The organism is Agromyces luteolus, from assembly GCF_009729855.1.
Lineage (GTDB): Bacteria > Actinomycetota > Actinomycetes > Actinomycetales > Microbacteriaceae > Agromyces > Agromyces luteolus.
Window position 1 is genome coordinate 44668 of sequence record NZ_WODA01000007.1, and the last position, 12779, is coordinate 57446.

Annotated in this window: 9 protein-coding genes; all 9 read left to right on the forward strand. The window is 72.5% G+C overall.

Features of this window, described 5'->3' with window-relative positions:
- The first annotated feature begins 2 nt into the window (after positions 1-2).
- The 9 genes from GLX25_RS05050 (at position 3) to GLX25_RS05090 (ending at position 12756) form a co-directional block, all read left to right on the forward strand.
- The gene (locus tag GLX25_RS05050) at positions 3-974 is read left to right on the forward strand and encodes an AAA family ATPase (protein WP_155841233.1); all 972 of its coding nucleotides are present in this window, start codon (positions 3-5) and stop codon (positions 972-974) included.
- Complete coding sequence (locus tag GLX25_RS19320) at positions 971-2371, forward strand: DUF58 domain-containing protein (RefSeq protein WP_271192561.1); 1401 nt, start codon at positions 971-973, stop codon at positions 2369-2371. Before GLX25_RS05050 ends, GLX25_RS19320 begins: the two co-directional genes overlap by 4 nt.
- Positions 2368-4746, forward strand: a complete 2379-nt coding sequence (locus tag GLX25_RS05060; RefSeq protein WP_155841234.1) for a transglutaminase domain-containing protein — start codon at positions 2368-2370, stop codon at positions 4744-4746. The genes GLX25_RS19320 and GLX25_RS05060 overlap by 4 nt, the downstream gene beginning before the upstream one ends.
- Before the next feature lie 146 nt (positions 4747-4892).
- Positions 4893-5330 (forward strand): FHA domain-containing protein, encoded by a 438-nt coding sequence (locus GLX25_RS05065; protein ID WP_155841235.1) that lies wholly within the window; start codon positions 4893-4895, stop codon positions 5328-5330.
- A gap of 101 nt (positions 5331-5431) precedes the next feature.
- Complete coding sequence (locus GLX25_RS05070; protein WP_155841236.1) at positions 5432-8368, forward strand: FtsK/SpoIIIE domain-containing protein; 2937 nt, start codon at positions 5432-5434, stop codon at positions 8366-8368.
- 157 nt (positions 8369-8525) lie between these two features.
- A complete protein-coding gene (locus tag GLX25_RS05075; RefSeq protein ID WP_166548462.1) occupies positions 8526-9743 on the forward strand; it encodes an ABC transporter substrate-binding protein in 1218 nt (405 codons plus the stop codon).
- Entirely contained in the window at positions 9743-10942 is a 1200-nt protein-coding gene (locus GLX25_RS05080) for an ABC transporter ATP-binding protein (protein ID WP_155841238.1), read from the forward strand. Before GLX25_RS05075 ends, GLX25_RS05080 begins: the two co-directional genes overlap by 1 nt.
- A gap of 3 nt (positions 10943-10945) precedes the next feature.
- A complete protein-coding gene (locus GLX25_RS05085; RefSeq protein WP_155841239.1) occupies positions 10946-11857 on the forward strand; it encodes an ABC transporter permease in 912 nt (303 codons plus the stop codon).
- A gap of 95 nt (positions 11858-11952) precedes the next feature.
- The gene (locus GLX25_RS05090) at positions 11953-12756 is read left to right on the forward strand and encodes an ABC transporter permease (protein WP_271192564.1); all 804 of its coding nucleotides are present in this window, start codon (positions 11953-11955) and stop codon (positions 12754-12756) included.
- Positions 12757-12779 lie beyond the last annotated feature (23 nt).

Consider the following 12779-nt stretch of genomic DNA (forward strand, 5'->3'; position numbering starts at 1 on the left):
GCATGACCATGACCCCCGAGGACGCCACCCGATTCGCGTCGAACCTCGACGAGCTCGTGGGAGCGGTCGAGGAGATCCTGCTCGGCAAGAACCGCGTCATCCGCCTCGCCTTCACCGCCCTGCTCAGCGAGGGCCACCTCCTGCTCGAGGACGTCCCCGGCACGGGCAAGACCTCGCTCGCGCGTGCCATGGCGCAGTCCGTCGCGGGCTCGAGCAACCGCGTGCAGTTCACGCCCGACCTCCTCCCCGGCGACATCACCGGCGTCTCGGTCTACGACCAGCGGTCGGGCGCCTTCGAGTTCCACCCGGGCCCCGTGTTCGCGAACATCGTGCTGGCCGACGAGATCAACCGCGCGAGCCCGAAGACCCAGTCGGCGCTGCTCGAGGTGATGGAGGAGGGCCAGGTCACGGTCGACGGGCAGACGCACGTCGTCGGCCGGCCGTTCATGGTCATCGCGACGCAGAACCCCGTCGAGCAGGCGGGCACGTACCGCCTGCCCGAGGCGCAACTCGACCGGTTCCTCATGCGGACCTCGATCGGGTATCCCGACCACGCGTCGACGATCCGGATCCTCGAGGGGACCGACCAGCGGGCGCACGACCATCGGGTCGACCCGCGCCTCGACGCCGAGCAGATCGTCGAGATGGCGGCGCTGGCGCGCACCGTGTACGTGGACCCCACCATCAACGACTACGTGTCGCGGCTGGTCGACGCGACCCGCAGCGCGACCGAGGTCCGCCTGGGGGTGAGCGTCCGCGGTGCGCTGTCCCTCGTGCGCGCCGCGAAGACCCACGCCGCCGGACGAGGACGGCACTACGTCGTGCCCGACGACGTCAAGGCGCTCGCCGAGCCGGTCCTCGCGCACCGGCTGATCCTCGATCCCGAGGCGGAGTTCGACGGCGTGACGGCATCGAACATGATCGCGCAGGTGCTGATCGAGACGCCGCCGCCATCAGCGAGGCAGGCCGGGTGACCTTCCAGACGCGCACGTCGATCCCCGAGGAGGCTGCGAAGCAGGGCTTCCTCGCCGTGACGATCGCGCGCGCGGTCGTCGCGGTCCGGAGCGCGGTGGCCGTCGTCGAGCGATGGACGCGCGCGGGCCGGAGCGTCGTGACGCCCCTCGGGTGGGGCGTGCTCGCGGCATCCGTCTTCGCCCTCGTCCTCGGGTACGGGTTCGGCTGGCTCGAGCTCGCGCTCATCGGATGGGGGGCCGCGGCCGTGCTCGCGCTCGCATCCGCATGGCTGGTCGGACGCGGGGCCGGCGCGATCGAGCTCACGCTCCCCGTGCCGCGCGTGGCCGTCGGGGAGGCCGCCGAGGCGCGTCTCGTCGCGCGCAACCCCGGGCGGCGGCGGTTCTCGGGCGCGCGGATCGAGGTGCCCGTGGGACGGCGCGTCGTCTCGCGGTTCTTCCCCGCACTGCCTCGCGGCGGGACGCTGGACGAACGGGTGCCGATCCCGACCGAACGACGCGGCGTCGTCGAGGTCGGCCCAGTGCGCACCGTGCGCGCCGACCCGGTCGGGCTGATGCGACGCGAGATCGTGTGGTCCGACGTCCGGATGCTGCACGTGCACCCTCGTACGATCGCGGTGTCCGCCCTCAGCACCGGCTTCCTCCGCGACCTCGAGGGTTCGCCGACCCGGGACCTCACGGCGAGCGACATCGCGTTCCACGCGCTGCGCGAGTACCAGCCGGGCGACGACCGCCGGTACATCCACTGGAGGAGTTCGGCCAAGACCGGGACGTTCATGGTCCGCCAGTTCGAGGAGACCCGACGCAGTCGACTGATGGTGCTGCTCGACCTCGCGGCGGACGCCTACGAGGACGAGGAGGACTTCGAACTCGCCGTGAGCGTCGCGGCCTCCATCGGCGCTCGCGCGATCCGCGACGCCCGGAGTCTCGCGTTCGTCGTCTCGGGGCGGGACCGCCTCGGCCGCGAGCCCGACACGCGAGGCGAGGCCGGGTCGCGTCGCGGGCTCGCGAACCCGGCCGCGCTCGGCGGCGTCGGCGCGCCACGACGGCGTCAGCCGGCCATCGGCGAACTGCCCACCGCCTCGCGCGACCGGTTGCTCGATGCGCTGTGCCTGGTCGAGGCGGACGACCATGCGTCGGGCCTCGCCGACACGGCGCGTGCGGCCGCCGAGTCGGTGTCGGGCGTGTCGCTCGCCTTCGTCGTCACGGGCGGCGCGCGCGGCGTCGCCGACCTCCGGCAGGCGGCCTCGCGCCTGCCGCTCGGGATCGAGGCCGTGGCGGTGCGCTGCTCGGCGGAGGGCGAGGCGACGGCGCGATCGGTCGGCGGACTGTCGGTCTACGGGATCGGCTACCTCGAGGACCTCACGGCCATGCTCGCGAGGACGGCGTCCGTCGCATGAGCACGGCCACGGGTGCACGCCGTCCGGACTCCGCGCGGGGTCGGGCGCCGCTCAGGATCGCGGGCGCGAGCCTCGGCTCCGCGCTCGTGAGCACGGCGATGATCATCGCCGTCGCGGGAACGGCGATGCTCCCGTGGTGGCCGATCTACGAGAGCCCGGCGTTCGTGCACGCCGCGGGGGTGGCGATCCTCACCGGGGCGGCCATCGGCTTCGCCGGCGCCGTGTGGTCCTGGCCGTCCTGGGCGGTGGCGTCGGCGATCGCGGCGGCGTACCTCGTCCTGGGCGTGCCCGTAGCGGTGCCGACGAGCGCCTACGCCGAGGTCCTGCCGACCGCCGAGGGGCTCGTCGAGCTCGTCGCCGCGGTGGCGCTGTCGTGGAAGCAGCTCGTCACCATCTCCGTCCCGGTCGGCTCGTACCAGGCGCTGCTCGTCCCGCCGTTCGTGCTCGGAGTGATCGCGACCGCGACCGCCGTCACGATCGCGCTCCGCACGCGCCGCCCGTCGACGGCGCTGCTGCCGCCCGCCGTGCTGCTCGTCGTCGGCGTGGTGCTCGGGGTCGTGCACGACGAAGCGGCGTTCGAGGCGGGCGTCGCGTTCCTCGTCACCGCGATCGCGTGGCTCGTGCGCGTCGCCATCGCCGAACGTCGGCGGGCCGTCGTCGAGCACTCCGGCGAGTCGACGTTGGCGGACGTGCGTCGTATCGTCGGCGCGACCGCCGTCGCGGCCGTCGCCCTCGTCGGTGCGACCGCTGCCACGTTCGTGCTCCCGCCCGGGCCCAGGGACGTGGTCCGGGCCGAGCTCCGACCCCCGTTCGAACCGAGCGACTACGACAGTCCGCTGGCGGCGTTCCGGGCCGCATTCGCGCCCGAGGTGGCCGAGGACGAGATGCTCCGCGTCACCGGGCTCCCCGCCGGGGCCGGGTTGCGGATCGCCACGCTCGACACGTACGACGGCATCGTCTACTCGGTGGGAGACAGCGATCGCTCGGGCGCATCCGGACAGTTCTCGCGACTGCCCTACCGACTCGACCAGACCGCGACCCCGGGCGAGGAGGTCCGGCTCGACGTCGCCGTGCTCGGCTACGACGACGTCTGGGTGCCCGGCGTCGGCCGGCTCGAACGCATCGCCTTCGCCGGCCCACGGGCAGGCGAGCTCGAGGACGGGTTCGCGTACAACGACGTGACCGGCACCGCCGGCGTGCGATCCGGCCTCCGGTCGGAGGACCGGTACACGGCCGACTCGATCGCCTGGATCGAACCGGTCGACCTCGCCGAGCTCCGGCCCGGCGGCGCGGTCCTGCCGGATTCCCCGGATCCGCCCGACGCGCTGCTCAGGCTGCTCGACCGCTGGACGCGCTCCTCGGACGAGCCGGGCGTGCGGCTCGCCGGTCTCGTCGAGGGCCTCCACCGCGAGGGATACGTCAGCCACGGCGTCGGCGAGGACGAGGTGCCCAGTCGATCGGGCCACGCCCTCGACCGTCTCGCGGAGCTCGCGACGGCCAAGCCGATGGTCGGCGACGGAGAGCAGTACGCCGTCGCGGCGGCGATGCTCGCGCGCGCCATCGGCTTCCCGACGCGGGTCGTGGTCGGCTACCTCCCGGCGGACGGCGACGGCGACGGCGACGGCGACGGTTCCGGTTCCGGCGACGGCGACTCCCGCTCCGCCGGCGACGGCGACGTGGTCTTCCGCAGCGCCGACCTGCAGGCGTGGATCGAGGTCCAGGCCGAGGACGGTGCGTGGATCGCGGTGGATCCGAACCCGGAGGTCCGGCCGATCCCGGAGCGGCAGCCCGACGAGCCGACCGTGGTCTCCCGGCCGCAGTCCGCGCTGCCGCCCCCCGAGGACCCGACGCCGGTCGACGACCTGGCCGCCGAGCCGGACTCGGGCTCCGAGGACCCGGACCGGGGCGCGGGATGGCTGGACGCCATCCTGGCCGTCCTCCGCATCGCCGGCATCGTGCTCGCCGCACTCGCCCTCCTCGCCAGTCCCTTCCTCGCGGTCATCGCTGCGAAGGCCCGCCGTCGACGCCTGCGCCGTCGGGCTCCGACGCCCGAGGAGCGCATCGAGGGCGGATGGGAGGAGTTCGCCGACCAGGCGACGGACTACGGCTACCCGATGGCGCAGACCGCGACGCGCGCCGAGCAGGCCGCGGTCGTCGGCGGCCTCGGTCCGGCGGTGCTCGCCTCGGTCGTGGACCGCGCCGTGTTCGGGCCGGACGGTCCGGGTGACGGCGACGATGAACGCGTCTGGGCCGCGGTGGGCGAGTTGCAGCGGCGCATGGACGAACCGCGGACGTGGCTCGAACGCGCCCGAGCGCGCGTCTCGCTCGGTTCGCTCGGCGGGTACGCTGGCTCGCGGAAGGGAGCCGGGACGTGAACTGCCGGATCTGCGGTGCGACGTTGCCCGAGGGGGCGATGTTCTGCGGCGAGTGCGGAAGCTCGACGTCCGCGACGCCCGAGTCGCGCCGGCCCCACGATCCTCGGCCGGGAGACACCTACGTCATCCATCGGTCCGATTCCGGCGTGCTGAGCGTGCCGATCGGCGAGGCGGTCGAGGCCGGGAGTGCGGACCCGGCAGTGGAGGCCGCGCCGGTCCCGGAATCGGCGCCGACCATCGAACCCGCGGATGCGGCATCCGCCCGCTTCGTCCTGACCTTCACCACCGGTGAGGTGGTGACCGTCCACGGCACCGGTCTCGTCGGTCGCCGCCCGCTGGCGGAGCCCGGCGAGGCGTTCGACCACCTCGTGCAGATCGTCGATCGGGGCCTCTCGGTGTCGAAGACCCACCTCGAGTTCGGCGAGCACGACGGCGACCTGTGGGTCGCCGACCGGTTCTCCGCGAACGGCACCGTCGTCCGGCGGCCCGGCGAGGGCGGGGTCCGGTGCGAGCCCGGCCGTCGCGTGCTCGTTCCGCGGGGCAGCCGGGTCGAGATCGGCGAGCAGGCGTTCGTCGTCGCCTGACCGCGGGCGACTCGTCCTGCACGGCCGACGGGCCGATCGCGTGGACCGCTCGACGCCCGCGCGACCGGGGGATCGGAGTCGACGTCTGATCTGCTCGAGGCATGACGGATGCCGCCACGAGCCTCGAGGCCCTGCCGGCGCTCCACGTGCCGCCCCTCCCGACCGAGCCCGCGCGTTCCCCCTTCCCGTGGCTCGCGACGGCCGCGCCGGTCGCCGGGGCCGTGGCGATCTGGGCGATCACGGGCTCGGTGGTCTCGCTCGCCTTCGCCGCGCTCGGCCCGCTCGTGGCGATCGCCGCCGTGCTCGACGCGCGCCGCACCGCTCGGCGCACGCGACGGCGGCAGCTCGTCCACCGCGAGGGCGAGTTCGGCCGGCTCCGCTCGGAGGTGGCCCGGCGCCACGACCTCGAGCGGGTCGCGGCGTGGCGCCGGTCGCCCCCTGCCCGCGCGCTCGCGAGCCATGGTGCTCCGGCCTGGTCGTTCCCGCTGCCGGAGGCGGTCGTGGTCGGCTCGGGGATCGTCCGGAGTCGCCTGTCGATCGAGGGCGTGCGGGTCGAGGATCCCGATGCGGTCCGACTGGCCGCGGATGCCGCGGTGCTCGCCGACGCGCCCGTGTGCGCGCCGCTCGCCGGGGGCATCGGCTTCGTCGGGGAGCCTGCGCTCGCCCGGGCGTCGGCTCGCGCGGCGATCGTCCAGGTCGCGGAGGCGACCGACCCGTCGCGGTGCCGCATCGTCGGCCCGTCGACGGCGTGGGACTGGCTCGTCGACCTCCCGCACCGGTCCTCGACGGCGGATGCCGCCGTGCTCCGCGTGGTCGAGGCGGTCGCCGGAGCGGGCGTCTCCGACGCGGCGGCGTCGGCGCGGGCCGAGGTCGGCGACCGCGACGGCGCCGTGATCGCGGTCGCGCCCGATGCGGCGTCCCTCCCGCCCGGGGTCCGCACCGTCGTCGAGGTGATGGCGCCGCGGAGCGCGCTCCTCCACGTGATCGGTGCGGACTCCCGCGCGCTCGAGCCGGAACTGCTGTCCCAGGCGGAGGCGGGGCGCGCAACGGATCGGCTCGCGCGCATCGCCGCGCGTGCGGGCATCGCATCGGGGCCGGCGGTGCTCCCCGACTCGATCGGGCTCGGCGGACTGCTGCCGGCCCCCGATCCGACGGCGGACCGATCGAGCCTCTCCGCGACGATCGGCGTCGGCGCCGACGGGCCGGTCGCGATCGACCTCGTCGCCGGCCCGCATGCGATCGTCGCCGGCACCTCGGGCAGCGGGAAGAGCGAGCTGCTCGTGGCCTGGATCGCCGCCATGGCGGCGCGATACGCACCCGACCGGGTGGCGTTCCTGCTCGTCGACTTCAAGGGCGGCGCGGCCTTCGAACCCGTGCGCGTGCTGCCGCATGCCGTCGGCCTGGTCACCGATCTCGACGAGGACGAGGCGGCGCGCGCCGTGGAGAGCATCCGCGCGGAACTTCGTCATCGCGAGCGCGTCCTGGCCGAGTCCGGGGCGCGGAGCATCACCGAGCTCTCCGGAGCGGTGACGCTTCCCCGGCTGGTGGTCGTCGTCGACGAGTTCCAGGCGATGATGGAGCGATTCGCGGAGCTCGGTGCCGTGGTGGCGGACGTCGCGGCGCGCGGCCGATCGCTGGGCGTGCACCTCGTGCTCGCGGCGCAGCGCCCGAACGGCGTCGTGCGCGAGCAGGTGAGCGCGAACTGCGGCATCCGGATGTCCCTGCGCGTCCTCGATCGTGCGGACGGCGTCGCGGTGCTCGGCGTCGACGGGGCCGAGCGGCTCGACCCGAGCCGCCCGGGGCGTGCGCTGGTCGACCCCGGCGACGGTCGCGTGGTCGAGTTCCAGTCCGCACTCGCGGCCCGAGCGGAGATCGCGGGGATCGCGGCAGCACACGCCGGGTCCGCGCCGCCGCGGCGTCCGTGGCTCGATCCGCTGCCCTCGAGCATCGGACCCGACGACGTCGACGCCGTACTCGGAGCGGACGGGGCAGGGGGAGGTGCGGTCGACTCGACGGGGTCCGCCGCGCTGATCCTCGGTGTCGCGGACGAGCCCGCGGCCCAGCGTCGGATCGTCGCGACCTGGACGCCGGCGGTCGACGGGGCGCTGGTGGTGCTCGGCGCACAGGGTTCCGGACGGACCGCCCTCATCGAGGCGCTCGCGATGCAGGTCGCGCGTCGCCACGGCACCGCAGCGGTGCTGCGGGTCGAGGGCGCGCGCAGCGCCGTGTGGGATGCGCTCGCGACGCTCCGACGACGCACCACGGGACAGGCTGGGCCCGACGAGGAGGCCTCGGCCGTGCGACTCGTGCTGGTCGACGACGTCGAGCTGCGCTTCGCGGGGTGGCCGGAGGAGCACCGGCTCGCCGCGCTGGAGGCGCTCGGCGAGCTGATCCGGGCGAGCCGCGCCGGCGGACCGGCGGTCGCCCTCGCGGCCGGACGTTCCGCCGCGCTCGGCTCGGCCGTCCGCGACGGTGCGGCCGTCCACGTGCTGCTGCGGCACGCGAGTCGCGGCGATCTCGTGCACGCCGGCGGCGACGGCCGCCTGCATCGCGGGGCCGCGCCGCCGGGTGCCGGTCAGTGGCGCGGGCACCCTGCCCAGTTCCTCCGCGCCGACCGCCCGACGGCTCCCGCGCCGCGGGTCGAGGCGCCGCCGCTCCGATTCGACACGGCCCGCCCCGTCGCCGTCGCATCGGCGCGACCGGGCGTCGACGCGGACGCGATCGGCCGGATCGCGCCCGAGGTCGAGCTGATCCGCCTCGCCGACGGCCCGGACGCCGCGCGGCGGGCACGGCACGCGATCGACTCCGGTGGCGGCGGTGTCGTGATCGTCGGCGACGCCGATGCCTGGGCCGCCGACTGGGGCCTCGCCGCCGCGGCCCGCTCGCGCGCCGACCTCGTCGTCCATGGCAGCGGTCCCGAGTCGCGTGCGCTGGTGCGCGACGCCGGCATCCTGCCGCTGCTCGACGTCGATCGCGACCAGTGCTGGTTCACCGGTGTCGACCGCACGACGGAACGAGCGGCCTGGCCGGTCGCATGACGACGGATTCCGTCCGTCTCGGGCCGGTCCCGGCACTGATTCCGTGCGTGATGCTCGCAGAAATTAACGATTCGGACATCATCTGCTGATTTCCGCCACGCAGTGTGTCAGTATCTTCGCACCCCTGCACGCGCATGCATGTCGATTGGAGACCCTCGTGAGCAGCCGTCCCCTTCCCCAGGACCCCATCGTCCGCGCCCTCGTCGCGCAGGCCCGCCAGGCGCAGTTGACGCGACGCGGCCTGCTCGCCGGAGCCGGAGCCGGTGCCTCGGCGCTCGCGCTCGCGGCGTGCTCGACGGGCGGCGGCCAGGCCCGACCGTCGGCGGCGGCCGACGTCTCGGACACCGACAAGACCCTCAACTGGGCCAACTGGGCCGCGTACATCGACGAGGACGACGACGGCAACTACCCCACGCTGGTCCGCTTCACCGAGGAGACGGGCATCGAAGTGAACTACGACGTCGCCGTCGACGACAACAACACGTACTACGGCAAGGTCAAGGACCAGCTCGCGCTCGGACAGGACATCGGCGCCGACACGGTCTGCCTCACGGACTGGATGGTCTCCCGCTGGATCCGACTCGGGTACACCCAGGAGCTCGACCACGGCAACATCCCGAACATCGCCAACCTGGCGCCTGCGCTCGCGAATCCCAGCTTCGACGAGGGCCGCGCCCACTCCCTCCCGTGGCAGGGCGGCTTCGCCGGGATCTGCTGGAACACCGAGAAGGTGCCCGGCGGCCTCGAGACCGTCGAGGACCTCTGGAACTCCGAGCTGAAGGGCCGGGTCGGCGTGCTCTCCGAGATGCGCGACACGATGGGGCTCATCATGCTCCAGAACGGCGTGGACATCTCGAGCCCCGACTGGGGCGACGCCGAGTTCGACGCGGCGATCGAGGTCCTCGACGAGCAGGTCGCCAACGGCCAGATCCGCAACATCAAGGGCAACTCCTACCTCGAGGACCTCAAGAGCGAGGACACGCTCGCGGCCATCTGCTGGTCGGGCGACATCACGGTCCTGAACGCCGAGGCCGGCGACAAGTGGCAGTTCGCCATCCCCACGGCCGGCGGCACCCTGTGGAACGACAACTTCCTGATCCCGATCGGCTCGCCGCGCAAGACGAACGCCGAGACGCTCATCAACTACTACTACGAGCCCGAGGTCGCCGCAGAGGTCGCCGCCTGGGTGAACTACATCACGCCCGTCGTCGGGGCGCAGGAGGCCGCCGTCGCGATCGACCCCGAGCTCGCCGAGAACCAGTTGATCTTCCCCAACGAGGAGACGCTCTCGAACGCGTTCATCTTCCGTGCGCTGGACGGCGCCGAGGAGCAGAAGTACCAGACGCAGTTCCAGCAGATCCTCCTGGGTTCGTGATGTCGATCCGCGAGTTCGCCGAGAGCGGCGCCGACCTCGAGCTGGTCGGCATCCAGAAGCGGTTCCCGGGTTTCACCGCGATCGAGGAGCTCGACCTGACGATCCCGGCCGGGTCGTTCTTCGCGCTCCTCGGACCGTCGGGCTGCGGCAAGACGACCACCCTGCGGCTCGTCGCCGGCCTCGAGGAGCCCACCGCGGGCCGCATCCTCATCGGCGGGAAGGACGTCACGGACACGAAGGCCCACCAGCGCCCCGTCAACACCGTGTTCCAGAGCTACGCGCTCTTCCCGCACATGTCGATCATCGACAACGTCGCGTTCGGGTTGAAGCGCCGCCGGATCGGCGACGCCCAGACCAAGGCGCACGAGGCGCTGAAGCTCGTCGAGCTCGACCACCTCGCGCAGCGACGTCCCGCTCAGCTCTCGGGCGGCCAGCAGCAGCGCGTCGCACTCGCCCGTGCGATCGTCAACCGGCCCGCGCTGCTCCTGCTCGACGAGCCGCTCGGCGCGCTCGACCTGAAGCTGCGCCGCCAGATGCAGCTCGAGTTGAAGACGATCCAGGAGGAGGTCGGCCTGACCTTCCTCCACGTCACGCACGACCAGGAGGAGGCCATGACCATGGCCGACACCGTCGCGGTCATGAACAAGGGTGCGATCGAGCAGATGGGCGCACCGGAGGAGCTCTACGAGCTGCCGCGCACGGCGTTCGTCGCGAACTTCCTCGGCAAGTCGAACCTGTTCACCGGCGACGTCGTCGGCACGACGGAGTCGGCGATGACGGTCGACGCCGGCGGACACCGCATCACGGTCGCGACGGCGCGTTCGCAGCGCCACCGCGGGCTCGTGACGGTCGGCGTGCGTCCCGAGAAGGTCACGCTCCACGCGGAGCAGCCCGACGAGGTCGCGGATCGCAACCTGCTCGGCCCCGGCCGGGTCATCGACGTCTCCTTCGCCGGGGTCAGCACGGAGTACATCGTGGCGGTGCCGGGCGTCGGCACGATGTCGGTCTTCGCCCAGAACATGACGTTCGGACCGGTCGCGCACGAGGGCTCCGAGGTCTGGCTGAGCTGGGACGTCGAGCACGGCTTCGGGCTCTCGGACGAGCCGGACGAGTCGTCGCGCTTCCCGGCCGACGCCGACACGCAGTCCATCGCGGTGCAGCGCCGGGAGGCGCTCATCACGGAGCTCGAGGGCAGCTGAGCCATGGCCTTCGCAGCGTTCGCGACGACCGAGGCGCAGCCGCAGACCACGAGGAGGAAGAGCCCGATCGCGCTCTTCCTGCTCCTGCCCGGCATCCTCTACCTCGTCCTGTTCTTCCTCACCCCGCTGATCTCGCTGATCCTGACCTCGCTGCAGGCACCGAGCGAGTTCGGCGACATCGGCGTGTACGACTACGCCTTCAACTGGCAGAACTACGTCACCGTCATCCAGGACTACTGGCCGCACATCCTCCGGTCGTTCGGCTACGCCCTGCTGGCGACGGTGTTCGCGCTCCTGTTCAGCTACCCGATCGCCTACTTCATCGGCGTGAAGGCGCGGCGGAGGCCGCTGCTGCAGAGCCTGCTGCTCGTGCTCGTCATCGCCCCGTTCTTCATCAGCTTCCTGCTGCGCACCCTCGCGTGGAAGCAGATCCTCTCGGACGAGTCGCTGATCATCACGTCGCTCAAGGCGCTGTCGCTGCTCGCTCCCGACGCCTACTTCGCCGGGACTCCGTTCGCGGTCGTGTTCGGCCTGACGTACAACTTCATCCCGTTCATGACCCTGCCGCTCTACACCACCCTCGAGCGGCTCGACACGCGCTACCTCGAGGCCGGCAGCGACCTCTACGCGAACTCGTTCACGGTGTTCCGCAAGGTCACCATCCCGCTGTCGATGCCCGGCATCGTCGCGGGCACGCTGCTCACGTTCATCCCTGCGGCCGGTGACTACGTCAACGCGAGCCGCGACTTCCTCGGAGGTCCGGACACGCAGATGATGGGCAACGTGATCGAGGCGAACTTCCTCGTGCTGCTGAACTACCCGGCGGCCGCGGCGCTCTCGATCATCCTGATGGCGGCGATCCTCGTGCTCGTCGGCGTGTACGTGAAGCGATCCGGAACGGAGGACCTGCTGTGAGCGGCGAAGTCCAGGCGGCAGCCGTCCTCGGCGGCCTGACCGAGAGCGAGGAACTCGAGGACCGGCGGGGGCCCCAGCGGCCGCGTCGGCGCCGGATCGGACTCGGCGACTGGCTCCTTCCGGTCTACGTCGTCCTCGCGTTCATCTTCCTGCTGATCCCGATCGCGTACACCTTCGTGTTCTCGTTCAACGACTCCCTGAAGTCGAACATCGCGTGGCGCGGGTTCACGTTCGACAAGTGGCTGAACGTCTGCAACGTCGAGGGCGGAGCGGTGTGCGAGGCGTTCGGCAACAGCATCGTCATCGGCCTCGTGTCGACGGTCGTCGCGACGACGCTCGGCACGATGATCGCGATCGCGCTCGTCCGGTACCGCTTCCGGGCGCGCTCGGCGATCAGCCTCCTGCTGTTCCTGCCGATGGCCACGCCCGAGGTCGTCCTCGGTGCGGGCCTCGCGGCGCAGTTCCTCGCCGTCGGCGTGCCGAAGGACATGCTCACGATCATCCTGGCGCACACGATGTTCTGCATCAGCTTCGTCGTGGTCACGGTCAAGGCCCGTGTGGCGAGCCTCGATCCCGCGCTCGAGGAGGCCGGGCGCGACCTGTACGGCTCGCCCCGCGAGGTGTTCTGGCGGATCACGTTCCCGCTGCTGACGCCCGGCATCATGGCGGCGGCACTGCTGTCGTTCGCCCTGAGCTTCGACGACTTCATCATCACGAACTTCAACTCCGGTTCGGTGACGACGTTCCCGAAGTACATCTACATCTCGGCCTCGCGCGGCATCCCGGCCGAGGCGAACGTGATCGCGTCGGCGGTGTTCCTCGTCGCGCTCGCGATCGTGGTCATCGCGCAGGTGTCGCGGGCGGCTCGGGCCAAGCGACTCGCGGCCCAGATGGGCTGACCCGGCGGCGCGCCCGCGGAGGC